The organism is Fibrobacter sp. UWR3, assembly GCF_900143055.1.
GTDB lineage: Bacteria > Fibrobacterota > Fibrobacteria > Fibrobacterales > Fibrobacteraceae > Fibrobacter.
In genome coordinates this window covers 158,536-176,692 of the sequence record NZ_FRCW01000002.1, presented here as the reverse complement: position 1 = coordinate 176,692, position 18,157 = coordinate 158,536, and the positions used below count along the sequence as shown (strand labels likewise).

Annotated in this window: 12 protein-coding genes; 10 read left to right on the top strand and 2 right to left on the bottom strand. The window is 57.0% G+C overall.

Features of this window, described 5'->3' with window-relative positions; translation table 11 throughout:
* Positions 1–56: 56 nt before the first annotated feature.
* Positions 57–2,072, bottom strand: coding sequence for a cellulase family glycosylhydrolase (locus BUA44_RS02870; RefSeq protein WP_072808375.1), 2,016 nt, complete (start codon positions 2,070–2,072; stop codon positions 57–59).
* Positions 2,073–3,402: 1,330 nt separating this feature from the next.
* Here BUA44_RS02870 and BUA44_RS02860 point away from each other — a divergent pair.
* The 10 genes from BUA44_RS02860 (at position 3,403) to BUA44_RS02820 (ending at position 14,184) form a co-directional block, all read left to right on the top strand.
* Complete coding sequence (locus tag BUA44_RS02860) at positions 3,403–4,872, top strand: nitroreductase family protein (RefSeq protein ID WP_072808871.1); 1,470 nt, start codon at positions 3,403–3,405, stop codon at positions 4,870–4,872.
* A 118-nt stretch (positions 4,873–4,990) separates the two neighbouring features.
* The gene (locus tag BUA44_RS02855; RefSeq protein WP_097036611.1) at positions 4,991–6,031 is read left to right on the top strand and encodes a hypothetical protein; all 1,041 of its coding nucleotides are present in this window, start codon (positions 4,991–4,993) and stop codon (positions 6,029–6,031) included.
* 164 nt (positions 6,032–6,195) lie between these two features.
* Entirely contained in the window at positions 6,196–6,642 is a 447-nt protein-coding gene (rimP, locus tag BUA44_RS02850) for a ribosome maturation factor RimP (protein WP_072808369.1), read from the top strand.
* A gap of 14 nt (positions 6,643–6,656) precedes the next feature.
* A complete protein-coding gene (gene nusA, locus BUA44_RS02845) occupies positions 6,657–7,874 on the top strand; it encodes a transcription termination factor NusA (RefSeq protein ID WP_083535450.1) in 1,218 nt (405 codons plus the stop codon).
* A gap of 38 nt (positions 7,875–7,912) precedes the next feature.
* Entirely contained in the window at positions 7,913–10,939 is a 3,027-nt protein-coding gene (gene infB, locus BUA44_RS02840; RefSeq protein ID WP_072808367.1) for a translation initiation factor IF-2, read from the top strand.
* Complete coding sequence (rbfA, locus tag BUA44_RS02835; protein ID WP_072808365.1) at positions 10,939–11,292, top strand: 30S ribosome-binding factor RbfA; 354 nt, start codon at positions 10,939–10,941, stop codon at positions 11,290–11,292. Before infB ends, rbfA begins: the two co-directional genes overlap by 1 nt.
* Positions 11,293–12,219 (top strand): tRNA pseudouridine(55) synthase TruB, encoded by a 927-nt coding sequence (gene truB / locus BUA44_RS02830; RefSeq protein ID WP_072808363.1) that lies wholly within the window; start codon positions 11,293–11,295, stop codon positions 12,217–12,219.
* Positions 12,220–12,311: 92 nt separating this feature from the next.
* Positions 12,312–13,235 (top strand): riboflavin biosynthesis protein RibF, encoded by a 924-nt coding sequence (gene ribF / locus BUA44_RS02825; RefSeq protein WP_255370436.1) that lies wholly within the window; start codon positions 12,312–12,314, stop codon positions 13,233–13,235.
* 35 nt (positions 13,236–13,270) lie between these two features.
* Complete coding sequence (locus BUA44_RS15230; protein ID WP_143151840.1) at positions 13,271–13,717, top strand: hypothetical protein; 447 nt, start codon at positions 13,271–13,273, stop codon at positions 13,715–13,717.
* The gene (locus tag BUA44_RS02820; RefSeq protein WP_072808361.1) at positions 13,717–14,184 is read left to right on the top strand and encodes a hypothetical protein; all 468 of its coding nucleotides are present in this window, start codon (positions 13,717–13,719) and stop codon (positions 14,182–14,184) included. Before BUA44_RS15230 ends, BUA44_RS02820 begins: the two co-directional genes overlap by 1 nt.
* A gap of 66 nt (positions 14,185–14,250) precedes the next feature.
* On the opposite strand, the gene BUA44_RS02815 is transcribed toward BUA44_RS02820, so the two are convergent.
* Positions 14,251–18,075 (bottom strand): SNF2-related protein, encoded by a 3,825-nt coding sequence (locus tag BUA44_RS02815; protein WP_072808359.1) that lies wholly within the window; start codon positions 18,073–18,075, stop codon positions 14,251–14,253.
* Positions 18,076–18,157: the final 82 nt, after the last annotated feature.

The following is an 18,157-nucleotide window of genomic DNA, read 5'->3' as shown; positions in this document are numbered from 1 at the left end:
ACGCCGTGCGGTTGCCCGCACAGCGCTTGTGTTAGGAGGAGAACTTTGAAAAAGAGTTATTCCAGACCGTAGGCTTCCTTCATGCCCTCGATGAGCTGGGTGCCCTTCACGCCGTCGGTGGATTCGAACAGCGAGAAGCCGCCGGTGTAGCCCCAGTGCGTGAGCGGAATCTGGAGCGTATCGCTGATTTCCTTCATCGCAGCCATGTAGTTGAGCACGGACTGCTTGTCGGTCTTCACGTTGTAGGCGCCGAACTCGTTGATGATGACCGGCACGTTGTTCGTTACGGCCCATTCCTTGGCGGGCAGGATAAGGCTGAGGATGTATTCCTTGCTGCCAAGCTTATAGTAGTTCTGGATGTTCTTCTTGTAGTTGCTGGGTACCGTCTTGGTGACACCGAAGTCGGCTGTGTATTCGGACCATCTTTCCTTGTCGTAGGGGAACATCAGGTTCTTGATGCTCTTGAGGTCGGTCCAGCTGGCTCCCTGGTGCGTGAATACGAACGGCTCGTAGGTGTGGATGGCGTAGATAACGTTGTCATCATTGAGCTTTTGACCCTTTGTGAGCAACGAGATGCTGTACCACTGTGCATCGCCGAAGATGATGGTGTGCTTCTTGTCGACCGTACGGATGGAGTCGATGTCTTCCTGTGCGGCCTTGCGCCAGTTGGCGGAGGTCGCCTTGCCGTTGCTCATGTCGGGCTCGTTCAGGAGTTCGTAGAAGATGTCCTCGCGTTCGTTGCTTGCGTAGTGGGCTGCCACGTGCTTCCACACGTTCGCCATCATCTTCATGTAGCGCGGATTCTTGGAACTGGTGGCGTTGTAGCTGTTGTCGTATTCGTGGTAGTCGATCACGAACGACATGCCGTGCTTGCCGGTCCATTCCACGAAGGAGTCGAGTACGGCGAAGAGGTTTGCGTCGTCGAACTTGAGTTCGGTGGCGTCCGTGGTGTCGGCCACGAATTCATCGCGGTTGGTGGCGTAACGGTCGAGGTCGATGGGGAAGCGGAGCGACTTGATTCCGTTGTCGGCCATGAGCTTCACGTCGCTCTCGTCGAACTTGAATTCGCCCTTGAAGTATGTCTTGTCCTCTTCGAGCCAGTTGGTTATGTTGATGCCTTTGTTGAGGTACTTCATCGCCTTTTCCTGGAGCGGGTTTGCGATGGTTATATCACCGATGGTCACCTCGGGAATTTCCGGATCCATGATCTGCATGTCGGCGGTGTCCTTCGCGACTTCGCTCGTGTCCTGGAAGTACACGTTGTCGATGAGCACGGAGTCCTTCACGTGGTTGCCCTTGGCCTGGAAGCTGACTGCGGTGATGTGGGCCGGGTCAAATTCGACTTCTTCGCCCCAGCCGCCCTGTGCGAGGTCCTTGAAGCGGATAAAGACCTGCTTCCATGTGCGCGAGGCCTTCACGGTGGCGAGGTGCACGTCGTAGTCCTTCACGTCGGAGGTTTCCACGTGGATTTCGTGCTTGCCGCCCTTGTACCAGTAGCTGATGCCGCCGAAACTGGCCAGGTTGAGCGTGTCGGGAATCTGCACGCCCCAGCCCACGTACGGGTCGTAGGCGTATTCGCCCTTGTCGAGGTTGTAGTAGACGGCGAATGCGTATTCGGTGCCGTTGTCGGAGCGCCTTGCCTTCGGGTAGCCGTCTTCGTTCAGCGGGGTCAGGATGACAGACGCGCCGTCGTTGTCGTTGTCGTCGTAGGTGTACCAGAATGCCTTCGGGATAAGGCTCTCGTTGTCGCCGTCCTCGAAATCGTCAATGAGGAAGCCCTTGCCGGCCTCTTTCGGGATAGTGGTTGCGGGCGTGATTTCAGTAGCCTCTTCGGGCACCGTGAATTCGGTTGGCGTCGTTGTCGTGTCGGTTGCAGGCGGCAGGGAGTCTGTCGGGGTTACGACGCTGTCGCCCGGGTTGGCCGGTTTGTCGGGGATGGAGTCGGTGGGGACAGTGCCCGGATCTTCGGGCGTGTTGTTCGGGTTAGATGCGCTGTCGGAATCGCCGCAGGCGGAAAGCCCGATGGCGAGGATGCCTGCTGCGGTGATGGGGAGTATTTTCTTGAAAAGCATAGTATACCTCTTTTACTTTACGAGTCTAATATATGTAATTATGCTCCCCGGAGAATTTCTCAATGGGGTAAAATGTGCTAAAGTGTATCAAGTGTTTTACGGTTTTTGAGGAAAATCACATTTGTTGCGGGGAAGTCGCGGGATGTGAGCCTGCGGCGTTCAACCCGCGTTCAACTCGCGGGCAACCCGCGGGCAATTCGCGTGCAAATCGCGTTCAACCTGCGGGCGGTAGGACTAAACAGGCAAAAAGTTGCAGTTTAGTCCTATGCGGGAGGGGGTTCGGGCGAGAAAATGGCCGGCGAATCGCGTTCAACCTGCGTTCAACTCGCGGGCGGTAGGACTAAACAGGCGAAAAGTTGCAGTTTAGTCCTATGCGGGAGGGGGTTCGGGCGAGAAACCGGCCGGCGAATCGCGTTCAACCTGCGTTCAACTCGCGGGCGGTAGGACTAAACAGACGAAAAGTTGCGGTTTAGTCCTATGCGGGAGGGGGTTCGGGCGAGAAAACGGCCGGCGAATCGCGTTCAACCTGCGTTCAACCTGCGGGCAACCCGCGGGCGGTAGGACTAAACAGGCAAAAAGTTGCAGTTTAGTCCTATGCGGGAGGGGGTTCGGGCGAGAAAACGGCCGGCGAATCGCGTTCAACCTGCGGGTAACTCGCGTGCAACCCGCGGGTAACTCGCGTGCAAATCGCGTTCAACCTGCGGGCAATTCGCGGGCGGTAGGACTAAACAGACGAAAAGTTGCAGTTTAGTCCTATGCGGGAGGGGGTTCGGGCGAGAAAACGGCCGGCGAATCGCGTTCAACCCGCGGGTAACTCGCGGGCGGTAGGACTAAACAGGCGAAAAGTTGCAGTTTAGTCCTATGCAATGCGTCTTTGTTGAGAAAAACTTGCATACAAATTATCGTAACATAGGACTAAACGCACAAAAACTAATCGTTTAGTCCTATTTTCGGCGCAAATTGCCCTTCATCCTGCGCAATCCGCCCGCCCCGCGCGATTCTCCCGAAAACATCCCGCAATCCACCCGCATCCTGCGTAATCCGCCCGCCATCGGGCGCGATTCTCCCGAAAACATCCCGCAATCCGCCCGCCCCGCGCGCGATTCTCCCGAAAACATTCTGCAATCCACCCGCATCCTGCGTAATCCACCCGCCCCGCGCGCGATTCTCCCGAAAACATTCTGCAATCCGCCCGCATCCTGCGCAAATTGCCCTTCATCCTGTGTAATCCGCCCGCCCCGCGCGCGATTCTCCCGAAAACATCCTGCAATCCACCCGAATTCTGCGCAATCCGCCCTCCATCGGGCGCAATTCTTAATATATTTTGCCCGTGCCCTTCTTTTCCGTCGCATATCACGATTCCTTGCGCTATTCCCGCCGCTCGGCAGGGGACCCGATCACATTGCACTGGGAAACCCGCATGCCGCCCGACAAGCGTTTTGCGGGAGCCAAGCGCTACTCCGTGTCTAAAAACCACACGAAGGCGCTGGACGGCGACCTCTTCTCGCTGGTGGGCGAGCCTTCCTCCATGCTCAACCGCGTGTTTTCGCAATTGAAAAACGACGTGTGCGCCGATGGCCTGCGCTCCATTGGGGTGTACGCGCTCTTGCAGGGCCAGAACATCCCCGACGGGCTCTATTATTTCGACCCCACGTCAGACGAACTGGTTGAATTGCCCGCCGGTGGTTCGGCCCCTTCGGCAAGCTCAGGGACCTTATCACCGACCAAAGCGAAGGCTCGGCGCGCGAATATCGAGACGCTCAAGGGCGCCTTCCCGCCGAACGAAATCATGCAGGCCGCGGGCATAACGCTGTTCTTCACGGGAATACTCGACCGCATCGTGTGGCGCTACAAGGAGGCCGCCTACAGAGAGTTGCAGCTGGACGCGGGCAGTTACGCCGGGCTAGTTGCCATCCTCGCGCGCTCCCTCGGGGGCATCGCCATCCCGTTCAGCGCCTTTGTCGACGACGAGGTGGCCGTGGCTCTTTCGCTTTCCCCCTCGGAAGTCCCGCTCGCGGCGCTCTGCATTATGCCAAAGGCGCTCAAGAAGTACGAGACCGTATCTGAATTTGCTTATAGCAATCGCACCGAGATGCACCCGGTTTCGAGCGAGGGCGCGAACCGCTACATAGCGCGGTTCATGCTCCAGAACCGCGTGGAATGCATTACCGACCTCTCGCATTGCATGAAGGTGTGCCGCGTGGTCGCGAGCCCCTTCAAGGGCGAGGAATTCCCGCTGACCCCGCTCAAGTTCCCGAACGAATACTTTTTCCGCGAGTACGAGTTCCTCGGGCCCGGCGCGGTCAGCTTCCGCAATTTCAAGCCCTGGAAGGCATCCCTCGACGATTTCTCGACGGTGCTTCGCTGGATGGAAATCTGCAATCTGAATGCGTTTGGCGCGGGCCTCTTGAAAATCTGGGTGCTCTCCTTCGACGTGCAGTTAGTTTATCCGGGACTCTACCGCTACCTGCCCGTAAAGAAGTCGCTCTTTTTACAGACAAACTTCAGTGACCGCAAAAAATTCGCCGGCGCGCACCTGTGCGACGATTCCGTAGAGAACGTCTCGTTTGCGGTTATCTTCACGGCCGACCTGGACGAGGCCTGCAACATGCTGGGCGAACGCGCCTACCGCTACCTGAACATGAACGCGGGGTACGTCGCCGAAATCCTGCGCGAATCGGCCCGCGGGCTCGGGAAGTTCGCCCGTCGCGAACCGTTCTTCTGCGAGGCTGAACTCAAGAAGGCGCTCCGCATTCCCGAGAGCGAAAGCGTCCTTTCCGAAGTGCTCGTGGGGCGGTAGACTCCGCTTTTGACCGCTTTGCATTTCTTTTTCACAATATTTTCTGTTAAGAAAAGTTCACTAACACCACATTTAAATTATATTATTTGCGTAAAAACAGTGCTTTTAGGAGTGATTTGTGAAACTCTCGCGTAACATAATTGCCATGGGCGGTATGGCCCTGATCCTTCTCGGCTGCTCTTCAAAGGAAGTCGTGCAGCAGACTCCGCCGCCCCCTCCGCCACCGCAGGTGCCGGTATCCCACGAACTTGAACTGTTTACCTGCCCCGAGGGTAACCTCCGCGGGTCGGGTCTTGCGGGCGATTATGACCACGCTCTCGAGAACGCGGTGAACCAGATTGCCATCCAGATTCAGAGTTCGGTCACATCGATCAGCAAGGCACAGGTCGGTTCTGACGTGAATGCCGAAGGCCAGGAGAGCGTGACATCTTCGTACGAGCGTACCTCGCAGGTTTCTGCTACCATAAGGAATCGCCAGGACGTGCGTGTGCTGGAGACTGTTGCCCGCGAAGGCGTTGTCGGTGTGGTGGCCTGCATGGCAAAAACCGATGCGGCTAAGCCCTACCGCGAGGATTATCAGAGTGCCCGCGATGCGCTGGTGTCCTCGATGGCCGTGCTCGAGATGACGAACCACCCGCTTGAGAAGTTCGCAAACTACGACAAGATGACTGCCGCCTATTCCCGTTACAGGGAATCTGCCCTGGTGCTGCAGTCCCTCGGGGCTGCCGACAACCAGGCGGAGATTGAGGAAAACTACAAGAAGGCCCAGGAAGGCTACAAGGAATTCAAGAGCCGCTACCACATCTATTTTGAAGGCGTGCTCGAGGCCGAGGAAGGCGCGAAGATTTTCCAGGAGCTTTCCAAGAAGGTGTTCTTGCAGACGGTGCTGGATTCCGCCTGCGAAATCGGGCTCGTGCTGAGCCTTGAACTTTCGGACCCGAAGTGCAAGGAAGGCGGACTTGGCGTTACCTGCACCGAGGTGGTGGCCCTGAACGGTAGTTCCTGCAAGGGCGAAACGTACTTTACCCTCGGGGCAACCCTCAAGGGCGTTGGCCGCTTTGACGAAGAAGAGGCCAAGCAGAAGCTGGTAAACAGCATCGAGAAGGGCGACCTGCTTGCCGACTGGTGGAAGGAACTGGAACGCTGGACCATAAAGTAAGCCCCGCTTTCCCCTCCAACAGCCCCTGTTTCCGGCCTTGCCGGTTGCCCGAAGGCGAAAAAATTTCTCTATTTGGTGCGTCTTGACGTTCGTGGACCCGATTTCGGCTTAAATGAGCAGAATTCGGGGCCGTATACGAACGCCGTTTATTATACGAGGTCTATTTGGCTAACCAGAAACTGGATACGCTTATCGCCGAGGCATGCAAGGCCGTAGGCGTCACGTTGGTGGAACAGGATATGTTCCGTGCGGGCAAGCGCAAGACGCTCCGCCTCTATATCGACAAGCCTGAAGGCGTCACGATAGACGATTGCTCAAGCGTGAGCCGTCACCTTTCCGATGCCCTCGACCTGGACCCGGAGATTATCGAGGGGGCGTACACGCTCGAAGTTTCGTCCCCCGGGTTGGACCGCCCCTTGAAGTCGGTCGCCGATTTTACCCGCAACATCGGTCGCTTTTTGCGGGTCACGCGCAGCACCGGTAAGCCCGTTACGGGCAAGCTCAAGGCTGCAGACGAAGAAAGTTTGACGCTCACCCTCAAGGGTAACGCGGGCGACGTGGTCGTTCCCCGCTCCGAGGTGCTGGTTGCGAAAGTAGATGTACAAATATAATAGGAAGGTCTAAAATGGCTAAAAAGAACGAACCCAAGGTTAATCTGGTTGAAGTGCTCAAGGAAGTGATGGACGCCAAGAACATGGACGACTCCGTCATCGAGGGCGCACTCAAGCAGGCCCTGATTTCTGCCGCACGCAAGTACCTGCACATCGACAAGAAGATTGAAGTGGATATCGACAAGGAAACGAACGAAATCCACGTGTTCCTCCGCGTCGAAGTGGTGGACGACTATCCGGACTACGACCCGAACATGACCGCCGAGGAAGTCGAGGAGATGGACGAAGGCTACATGCTCGTTGCCGAGGCGCAGGAATACAACGAGGACGCCCAGCCGGGTGACTTCCTTGAAATGGAAGTTCCGACCACCTCCTTCGGTCGCCAGGCCATCCAGACCGCCAAGCAGCTTTTGACCCAGCAGATCCGCGATGCCGAACGCATGAAGATCATGAATACCTACAAGGACCGCATCGGTTCCATGATCAGCGGCGAAGTGCTCCGCCTCGAAGGCCGCAACGTGATTGTTTCCCTGGGCAAGCAGACCGAAGCCATGATTCCGCCTCGCGAACAGATTGGCCACGAACGCCTCCAGCAGGGCCAGTCCGTGAAGGCCGTTATCGCCCGCGTGGAAGAATCCGCGAAGAACGGCGCGCAGGTCGTGCTTTCCCGCGCAAGCGGCGACTTCCTCAAGGAACTCTTCCGCCAGGAAGTTCCGGAGATTTACGAAGGCTCCGTCGAAATCAAGGGCGTTGCTCGCGAACCGGGTTACCGCGCCAAGATTGCCGTGTACTCCCGCGACGAGAAGATCGACCCGGTCGGCGCATGTGTGGGCATGAAGGGTGCCCGCGTGCAGACCATCGTGCGCGAACTTGGCAACGAACGCATCGATATCGTGCAGTGGAATCCGGATATCCAGACCTTCATCACCCGTGCGCTTTCTCCGGCGAACGTCGTGATGCTCAATGAAGTGCCGGGCACTTCCCGCGTGGTGGTGGTCATCAACGACGACAACCTCGCACAGGCGATTGGCAAGAACGGCCAGAACGTGAAGCTTGCCTCCCAGCTCGTGGAACGCGACCTCGACGTGTTCGGCGAAAAGGAATGGTCCGAGAAGGACGCCGATGCTAAGGCCCAGGTCTTGGCTCCGCGTGCTCACGAACTCCGCCACAGTGCTGTAAGCAAGGCAGAATCCCTCTTTGCTAATACAGAAAAACAGGGAGAGGAAGGCTAGTCTCTCTTAAAAAACGGGATCAATAAACAGGCTAATTAATGAGTATTGAAGAACAGATTAAACCGGTCGATTGGGCTAAGGAACACGGAGTCAAGAGTGACTTCGTCGTGAAACTGTTGCGCGACAACGGCGTCAAGGTGTTGACGCAGGTGTCGAAGGTGAACGCTTCGGAATTCGAAAAGATCGAAGCGGCCGTCGCCGATGAAAAGAAGAAGCAGGAAGCCCGCACCAAGAACTTGAAGAAGAACACATCTTCCGATGCGGAATCTTCTACCGAAAAGAAGAAGTCGACGACTACGTCGACGACGAAGGACGGCGTGAAGATTAGCCTCAAGAAGGCGACCACGACTAGGAAGGCAACGGCCAAGCCCGCTGCGCCGAAGGCTGCGGCAAAGCCTGCCGCTGCCGAAACGCCCGCTGCCGAAGCCCCGGCAAAGCCGGCTGCTCCCGCACCGGCCGCTCCGGCTGCCCCCGCGGTTCCCGCCGAGGCCCCGAAGGTCGAGCCCGCCAAATCCGAAGCGCCTGCCGCTCCGAAGCCCGCTCCCGCTCCTGCGTCTGCCGCACCTGAGGCTCCGAAGCCGCAGGCCCCGGCTGCCGAAAAACCCGCTGCTGCTCCCGAAAAGCCTGTTGCAGCTCCGGCTCCGGCACCCGCACCGGCAGCGCCGACGATGATGACGGCGAATACTGAACTCAAGCAGCCCCCGATGAAGGCCCAGGTCTTCAAGCCCGATGCCGCAATCCTCGCACGTATCGCGAAGAGCCAGCAGCAACAGCAGGGCGGCCGCGGTCCGGGTGGCAACCGTCGCCCCGGCCCCGGTGGACGTGGCCCGAGCAATGCCCAGGGTTACACCGGTTCGTTCGGCCCGCGTAGCAGCGGCCCGGGCGATAACCGTAACGGTGGCCAGCGCAGGCCCGGTCAGGGTGGTGGCGCAAGCAGTTCCCGCGGCGGCTACACCGGCCGTAACGGCGGGTTCTCCAGCGGCTCCATGCAGGAGGCGTTCAACGCGAGCGCATCCGGGATGGGCGCGCAGAATGCCGGCAAGGGCGGTAACGCTCCGGGCAAGGGCCAGAATGGCCGTCACGGCAACGACAAGAACCGCCGTGGCAACAGCCGTGACCGCCAGGAACAGCAGAAAGAACAGCAGCAGGAAATGGTACGCCAGAACGTCTCGCGCGTGATGGCCGACCTTTCCAAGAAGCCTGTCAAGAAGGTTTACCGCAAGGAACACAACGACAACGGTTCCGGCGAAGAGAAGAAGATTCTCAAGACCTCCGACTTCATTACCGTGGGCGAACTCGCCGGCCTTATGGACCAGATGCCCGCCCGCGTGATTGCGAAGTGCATGGAGATGGGCATGATGGTGACCATCAACGCCCGCCTCGATTTCGAGACCATCCAGATTCTTGCAGACGAGTTCGGCTACGAGGCTCAGCTCATGGAAGAATACGAAGAGGAAGCTCTCGGCGTGGAAGAGGAATCCCAGGAAAACCTGAAGCCGCGCCATCCGGTGGTGACCGTGATGGGCCACGTGGACCACGGTAAGACTTCTCTCCTCGACTGGATCCGCAAGACCCACGTGGTTTCTGGCGAATCGGGTGGCATTACCCAGCACATCGGTGCATACGAAGTAACGACGGCACAGGGCAAGGTGACCTTCCTCGATACTCCGGGTCACGAGGCGTTCAGCGCCATGCGTGCCCGTGGTTCTCAGGTGACTGACGTGATCGTGCTCGTTGTGGCTGCCGACTCCATGGTGATGCCCCAGACGGTTGAATGTATTGAACTTGCAAAGCGCGAGAAGGTCCCGATGGTTGTCGCCATCACGAAGATTGACCTTCCGACGGCGAACCCCGACAAGATCCGCGCCCAGCTCGCCGAACGCGGCGTGGAAGTGGAACAGTGGGGCGGTACCACGAGCTGTGTGGAAGTCTCTGCCCGTACGGGCCAGGGCATGGACCAGCTCCTGGAAACGCTCGCTCTCGAAGCCGAAGTTCAGGAACTCAAGGCGAACCCGGACGCTCACGCCCGTGGCGCTGTCGTGGAATCCAAGCTCGATGTGGGCAAGGGCTCCATGGCTACGATCCTCGTGCAGAACGGTACGCTCCATGTAGGTGACCCGTTCGTGTGTGGTATCTACGCCGGTCGCGTGCGCGCCATGTTCAACGAACGTGGCGAGCAGCTCAAGGCCGTGCCGCCTTCCAGCCCGTGCCAGGTGCTCGGTTTCGACGGTACGCCGCAGGCCGGTGACGACCTCATCGTGGTCGACGACGAAAAGACGGCACGTGAGATCGCGAGCAAGCGCCGCATGGCGGCCCGCGAACGCGACCTGCGCGCCCGCAAGACTGTTTCTCTCGAGAACTCCTTCAACGACAAGAAGGAAGGCAAGCTCTCCGAACTCAACCTCATCGTCAAGGCCGACGTGGGTGGTTCTGCCGAAGCTCTTGCCGCATCCCTCGAAAAACTTACCAACAGGGAAGTGCGCGTCAACATCATCCGCAAGGGTGTGGGAACCATTACGGAATCCGATATCCTGCTTGCGACGACCGCATCTGCCATCATCGTCTCGTTCCACCTGATGCCCTCGCTCTCTATCCGCGAGATGGCGCAGAAGGAAGGTATCGAAATCCGCAACTACCGCGTGATTTACGACTGCATCGAGGATATCAAGAACGCCGTGGAAGGCCTCCTCAAGCCGATTATGCGCGAGGAACTTTCGGGCGAAGCCGAAATTCGCCAGGTGTTCAAGATTCCGAAGATCGGCCTCATCGCCGGCTGTATGGTTACCGACGGCGAAGTGGACCGCACCTCTCACGTTCGCGTGTACCGCAACGGCGTGGAACTCGGTACGACCGTGGTCCAGTCGCTCAAGCGCATGAAGGACGACGTCAAGTCTGTCGCTCGTGGCTTCGAGTGCGGTATCGGCCTCAAGGGCTACGACGATATCAAGGAAGGCGACAGCCTCATCTTCTTCAAGGAAGTCAAGGTTGCTCGTACGCTTGAAGACGTCGCCCGCGAAGAAGCCGAAGAGAAGGCCAAGAAGGCTGCCGAGGAAAAGGACGCCTAATGAGTCGCAGAACAGACAGACTGGGCGAACAGTTCCGCGAGGAAATCGGAAAGCTTTTGCAGAAAGGCTTGAAGGATCCTCGCGTGAGCAGCCTTGCGAGCATTACCCGCGTGACGATTACCGAGGACCTGAGCTATGCGAAGATTCTCGTGTCCGTCATGGGTACCGACAAGGAAAAGACCGATTCCCTGATTGGCCTCAACAATTCCGCGGGCTTTATCCGCGGCGTGCTGGGCAAGTCGCTCAAGATACGCAAGATTCCCGAACTCAAGTTTGTGCTGGACGAGAACCTGGAACATGCGATGCACATCGAGGAAATCCTCGCCGAGCTGAAGCAGAAAGGGGAACTCTAGTTGGCTCCTTCGGGATTCATCCTGCTGGACAAAGCTGCCGGCGAAACATCGTTCAAGGCCCTTTTCCCGTTGAAAAGGGTCTTTTGTACTAAGCGCGTGGGGCATGCCGGGACGCTCGACCTGCGGGCGTCGGGCCTGATTATCGCCGCCACCGGGCGTGCGACGCGCCTGTTGCCTTACGTGGAGGCGAAGGACAAGTGCTACACGTTCCGCCTGCATCTGGGCTACGAGACCGACACCCTCGAATGGGATGGCGATGTGGTGGAGCAAGGTGCCGCGTTGACGGTGAGCCGTGCTGCCATCGATGCGGTTCTCCCGCAGTTCACGGGCGACATCGACCAGGTTCCGCCCCGCTATTGCGCGGTAAAGATTGACGGTCGCCGCGCGAGCGACTGGGCCGAACGCGGGAAGGATTTCGAGATGAAGCCGCGCCGCATTCATATCGAATCGCTTAAGGTTGTGGGCGAGGGCGGCGTTACCGAGGGTTGCTCCGGGAAGGAATTTGCGACGTTCGATATCGAGTGCGTTTGCAGCAAGGGAACCTACGTGCGTGCGCTCGGGCGCGACATTGCGCGCTCTCTCGGGACCTGCGGGTGCGTCTCGCAGATTCGCCGCCACCGCATAGGGAAGGTTTCCGTGGAATCCGCCGTGCGCGGGGAAGACCTGACGCGCGAACACCTCAAGTCCGTGGAGCAGGTGCTCGACTTCCCGGTCGTGAAACTCGATGCAGACCAGATGGCGGTTATCCGCAAGGGCAACTGGATTCCATGGCGCGAAGCCATTGAAGGTGTTGAAAAACAGCAGGGCCGTGGCGACGACTGCGAAAGGCTCGTGTTTGCCGCCGATGCGGATGGCAACGTGCTGAGCGTGTGCCGCTACGAACCGGGCCGCATCTGCCCGAAGATTTATCTAGGGGAAGATGAGTAAGTATTTGTCACTCTGGAGCGAGCCAGTAGGCGAACGATAGAGTCCATGGATTCTATCGGACCAAAGGTCCTCCAGAATGACTGCAGGTAAGAATGGAAAAGAGAATGCCGGTGAACGAGAAACAGAAAAGAGCCGTGACGATGGGTAATTTTGACGGGTGCCACCTGGGGCACCAGGCGCTTTTCCGCACCCTGAAGGCCGTCGCCGAAGTGAACGGCTGGATTCCGACCGTCATCACCTTCGAACCCCATTCCAACTACGTGCTGCGTGGCCCCGGTGACCCGCTGCTCCTCACCACCACCGAAGAAAAGCGCGAGTTCATCGAGAGCCTCGGGCTCGATTTTCTGGTGCTGCCGTTTACGCCCGAAGTCGCAAGACTCCCGTTTGATGAATTTGTCCGTAAGGAACTCATCGAGAAGCGCGGTGTGTGCTCCATGTTCTTCGGGCACGACCACTGCTTTGGCGCGGGCGGCAAGGGCAACTACGAGACGATTACCGCCGCGTTCCCGGAACTCAGCACGCAGATGCTTTCCATTGTGCTACACAAGGGCGAACGCGTGAGTTCTTCCGCCGTGCGCAACGCGCTATTGAACGGCGACGTTTCCCGCGCGCAGACATACCTCGGGCGACCCTACCGCCTCTCCGGAACCGTAGTCGTGGGCAAGCGCCTCGGGCATACCATCGGGTTCCCGACCGCGAATTTGCAGGTGGAACAGTACAAGTTCCTGCCGAAAACCGGCGTGTACGTGGCGTCCGCGAGGCTTGCGGATGGCCGCATTTGCCGCGCCGTGGTGAATATCGGCGTGCAACCCTCTGCGCCCGGGCCCCACCAGATGGCCATCGAAGCCTACCTTCTCGATTTTAGCGAAGATATCTACGGGCAGCACATGGTGCTTGACCTGATGGCCTATTTGCGCCCGGAACAGAAGTTCGCCAGCATGGAAGACCTTGTGCGTCAAATCGGCATGGACGCCGACACCGCCAAAAACTACAACGGAAACCACTGGGCCGAATAGAAAGCAAGCCTTTCTTAATGAATGTCGTCAGTTATATGAGGATTTCAAAGCATTTAATTCTTTCACTATGCTTGATTCTCTGTTCTTGTTTTACTCATCCAAAACAGAGTCAAAGCCCTCTTTGTTCGGATAGCGACGTCCCTGTTCCTTATCCTTGCCGGTTAGATAAAGATATTGCGAAAAAGATCTTTAATACATCTGGACGAAAAAATCATTGTGATAATTCAAACTATTGCAGTGTTGAAGAAGATTCTTTTGTTTATGTTGTGCGTAGTATTTCAGAGGATGCCTTTAGTTATTGTATAGAAAAATGGAATTCGAAGGCTGAAGTTGCAGAAATAGATTCTTTAAATTTTGTTCTTGTTGATTATGACTATTATTACAATGCAGAAATAGATGGCCTTCCTATATGGAAAAATGCGTGGATTGATGTGAATAATTCTACGGCTTGTTACAACATAAAAAATGGAATTCTATTCTAATGAATAAAAAGTTGCTTTTTTTATTGTTGCTTTCTTCTTTTTGCCTTGCTTTTGGACAAGGTGAAAAGAATAACAAAAAACTTGAATATAAAGTTGTAAATGGCGTGTATTGCCCTGACTATGTAGATGCCGATTCTGTTTTAAAGTATATCGAAAAATTTAAACGAGATGAGGGTGATTCGATCCATTATCGATTAGGTCTCGTTGATCGATATTACTGTCCTATAACAGACGGGAATCTCCAAGAAAATCCTAAAATTTGTGATTCTCTGTGTTATTTTGTGTACAAGTTGGTTCCGTTTCGCGAGAAATATAAGGAATGGCTTACGAAAAAATTCCCTGGAAATTGGATGATTGAAGAAACGCAAGTTTTTTGTGTGAATGGGGCCAATATAGTACAAAGAGAAAATGAACCTAGCGGGGATTTACACTTTTTTTTCATCAAAGAAAAAGTGAAATCAAAATAGATTAAGTTTTAATAAGAAGGTCGCTCCGGCGGACTTTTTCTGTGATTAGTTTGTGCTGAAATCTTGCTATACGAGGGTGTTGTCGAGCCCGAAGACTTCGCCGAGCTGCTTGTCGTCCATGTCGGCGAGCCAGGTTTCGCCCGCGCTTACGGTCATGTTCGCGATGGACTTCTTGGTTTCCAAAAGCGCGTTGATTTTTTCTTCGAACGTTCCCTTGGTGATGAACCTGTGGACCTGCACGTTGCGTGTCTGCCCGATACGGAATGCGCGGTCGGTGGCCTGCGCTTCGATGGCGGGGTTCCACCACAAGTCGTAATGGATGACCTGCGATGCGGCGGTGAGGTTGAGGCCCGTTCCGCCCGCCTTGAGCGAGAGGATGAGCACCTTGCATTCGGGGTTTTTCTGGAAGTCCTCGATCATGGAGGTGCGCTGTGTCTGCGTGCATCCGCCGTGGTAGAAATGCGTGCGGAGCCCGAGTTCTTCCGTGATGGTCTTTTCGAGCAGGAATCCCATTTCGGCGAACTGCGTGAATATGAGCGTCTTTTCGCCCTGTTCCTGGATGGAGGTGAGCAGGTCGAGGAGCATCTGCATCTTGCCGGAACTCATTGGCGGGGGAGTTGTGTCCCTGGATCTTTCCTCCCGATGGTCGTCAGGATGACGATTTTCGGCATTGTCCCTTTCGTCTTTCGTCTTTCGTCTTTCGTCTAATCCCTTCAGGAATGTCGCGGGGTGGTTGCAAATCTGCTTCAAGGCGAGAATCATCTGCAATATGATTCCCTTGCGCTTGAATAGCGCATGCGCGTCGTTCGCCTTCTCGCTCAGCGCCTGCTCCATCTCGAGTTCCTGCATAAAGTGCTCGAGCGTCTTCTGGTACAGTGCCGCCTGCGGCTTGGTGAGTTCGGCGTATTCGTCCTGGATAATCTTGTCGGGCAAGTCGCTGATGATGCTCTTGTCGGTCTTGAGGCGGCGCAGCATGAAGGGTGCCGTAATCTTGCGGAACGTTTCTGCCACCTTCTCGTTGCCCATTTTCTGGATGGGCGTCTCGAACTTTTCGCGGAATTCGGCGGCGCTCGGGAAGAACCCGCGGTTCGCAAAATCCATGATGGTCCAGAATTCCATGAGTCGGTTCTCGACGGGGGTGCCGCTCATCGCGATTTTCATGGGCGCGCGCATGCGGCGCAATAGCCTGCTCTGCTCGCTGTCGGCGTTCTTGATGTTCTGCGCTTCGTCGATGACGATTACCTGCCATTCACGCTCGTTCAGTTCGACAAAGTCCTTGCGGAATGTGGCGTAGGTGGTGAGCAGCACGTCGGCGTGGAATTTCTCGAGGTCGCGGCTCCCGCCGTGGTAGGCGAAGAACGTGAGGTCGGGCGCGAATTTCTTGATTTCGACCTGCCAGTTGCACAGCAGGCCCGCGGGCATCACCACGAGAGCCTTCTTCTCGGCGAGCTTGCCTTCTTCGTGCATCTTGAGGAGGAACGCGATGACCTGGAGGGTCTTTCCGAGGCCCATGTCGTCGGCGAGGATGCAACCGAAACCGATTTCGAGGTTCTTGTACATCCACGAGTAGCCGCGCACCTGGTAGGGGCGCATGGTCGCGTTCAGGTGCTCGGGGAGGGCGACTTCGGTTTCGCTGCGCCAGGAATCGAACTGCTGCTTGAATTCGCCCGCCATGTCGACCGGGATGCCGTCGCATTCTCCGGTGAAGCACGCCTGCACGAGTTTCGCCTGCGTGATGACCGGTTCGCCGTCTGTGTCTTCGCCGTCCGTGCTTTCATCACCTGCGGCGGAACCCGCGCCGTCCTTACCCGCGTTTTCGCTGTCTGCAGAGCCTTCCGCACCCGCATCGGGGCCTTTCGCGCCCTTATCGCCTTTCGCGCGGCCTTCAATCTGTTCGCGGATGCGTTGCAGGTCCTCGGCGCTCACCTCCACATACTGCGACTTGTATTTTAATAGCCCATCCGCATTCTCGGCAAGTTCCAGGAATTCTTCCGCCGATACGTTCTCGTCGCCAATCGCCACTTCCCAGTCAAAATCGAGCAGGTCGTTCGCGGTAAACGCGCCAAAACTCATGCTGCCCTGCAGGCGAATCTTGGGCTTGGGCTTGCCCACGTTCATCAGGTTCTTCGGAATTTCGGTCTTGATGCCGAAAATTTCGAGCTTCTTGAGGCAATCCTGTAAAAACTGGAGCAGTACGGCACCCTGCATCATGATGGGGGAGGCCGCACGGTTCTCGATGTAGGTGCCCATCGGCTTGAATGAATCCGCGATGCCGTTCAGGATGTTCAAAATCGAGAGCAGGCGCGCGTCGTTCTCTTCGAATAAAGTAGAAAGGGGTGTGAGTTTGTCTGTATCAATGACGAAAACTTCGAGTGCAACCTGCTCGCCGCTCTCGTAGCACTTGAACAGCAGTTGCGTGCGGAAGTCTAGGCTCGAATAGACGGAAAACCACTTCTGGATGCCCGCCGGTACGGAGAGCATGTTGCCTGCGAGCCTGCCCGAGACGCACGTGAAGAAGAACGATAGCAGGTTCCCGTGGTTTGTCTTGAGCGCGGGCTTGTACGTGTGCGCGAACCGCAGCAGCTGTGAAATGAACAGCGAGAGCACCTGTTCTGCGGGTTCCGCCATTTCCACGAATTCCTCTTCGCGGGCGGTGAACGCGAACTTTTGCGGGGCGGCCGCCTCGAGGTCCGCGACAATCCCGAGGATATCGGGCAGCATTTCGGCGGGGAGCCAGCGCACCTGCGCGACATCCTTGTGCGTCCAGAAAACCTGCGGGTAGATGGCGCCAGTGCGTACCAGGTGGAACGCCACCTTCAGTAGCAGGAACAGGTAGCATGCCGTGTAGTGGTGCCAGGAGAGGTTGCGGCCCCCGAGCCAGCTCACGGCTCCCATCACCTGGGGCACGCTGAGGCCCGTCTCGATGACGTTCCCGCCTTCGTTCAGGTGGTCGAAATGCCAGCGCCAGCCGTTCTTGTGGTAGATGCGCAGGGCCTCGTTCTCGGCGATAAACGTCTTGGAGTTGTTTACGCGGTAGTGCTCCAGGAACTGGTCGAAGTTCTCGTAGTTCGCGAAGAATTTGCGGCAGCCTTCCAGCTCGTCGGTAAAGCTCTTGCGGAAGTTCCCGGCGGGGCAGAACTTGGGGTAGTTGGGCAGCATCGCGGGCAGTATGCGCGAGTAGTCCTTCCAGGAATCGAAATCGAATTGCGGCAGTATCTGCCGGGGCGTGCGGGTAACGGAACCCTGCGAGTTTGCAAACAGGCTGTCGCTGGAATCCTCGGCGAAGTCGAGCCGGTTGTCTACCGCCTGTTCAAAAATCTTGCTCTTGCCACCCAGGGCGCGCACGATTTTCTGTTCCTGCGGGGCCTCGAGGTTCGCTTCCAGCGTGTGGTGCTCGCGGTAGGCTTCCAGGTCGAGCCCGTGCAGCTTGAACAGCAGGTTGGGGCTCGAATCGGCCTGCTCGGCAATCTTCACGAAGGTCGCCACGATGTACTTGCAGGGCACGGGGTCGCGGCAGTCGCAGCCCATCTTCACGTCGGCGATGCTGTCGAAAAGCGTGAGCCCGCTCTTGGCGAGCAGAAGTTCGAGCGGCGGGTTCATTGCCCCGTTCTTGAGCGCGAGCATCTCGGCGGGCTGCTGCATCAGCAGGTTCATGAAAACGTCGGCCTTCTCGTCCTTGAACTTCGGGAATACGATGTAGTTGTTGTGGACGCCGCCGTTCGGGCCTTTCACTACGGAAATCACGCGGTTGTCGATGATGTCGATGCTCGTTACCTGCCCGCGTTCCACGAACTTTAGCCCCTGCTTCACGGCCTGCTCGTCGGCCGATTCCAGGAGCGTGTCGAGCCACTTGCGGCTCCACCAGGTATTTACGCGTGTTCCAAAATCCATCGCGCCAAATATAGTAAAATTGACTGCACATTTGGGCAAAGTTTGTGAAAATATTGTGATGCGGCGAATGTACTCCGTGGCG

Excerpts from the sequence above, each read along its gene's own strand:
- BUA44_RS02870 (WP_072808375.1), bottom strand. The coding sequence starts at position 2,072 with ATGCTTTTCAAGAAAATACTCCCCATCACCGCAGCAGGCATCCTCGCC.
- nusA (WP_083535450.1), top strand. The coding sequence starts at position 6,657 with ATGGCTAAAAAGAACGAACCCAAGGTTAATCTGGTTGAAGTGCTCAAG.
- infB (WP_072808367.1), top strand. The coding sequence starts at position 7,913 with ATGAGTATTGAAGAACAGATTAAACCGGTCGATTGGGCTAAGGAACAC.
- rbfA (WP_072808365.1), top strand. The coding sequence starts at position 10,939 with ATGAGTCGCAGAACAGACAGACTGGGCGAACAGTTCCGCGAGGAAATC.
- ribF (WP_255370436.1), top strand. The coding sequence starts at position 12,312 with ATGGAAAAGAGAATGCCGGTGAACGAGAAACAGAAAAGAGCCGTGACG.
- BUA44_RS15230 (WP_143151840.1), top strand. The coding sequence starts at position 13,271 with ATGAGGATTTCAAAGCATTTAATTCTTTCACTATGCTTGATTCTCTGT.
- BUA44_RS02820 (WP_072808361.1), top strand. The coding sequence starts at position 13,717 with ATGAATAAAAAGTTGCTTTTTTTATTGTTGCTTTCTTCTTTTTGCCTT.
- BUA44_RS02815 (WP_072808359.1), bottom strand. The coding sequence starts at position 18,075 with ATGGATTTTGGAACACGCGTAAATACCTGGTGGAGCCGCAAGTGGCTC.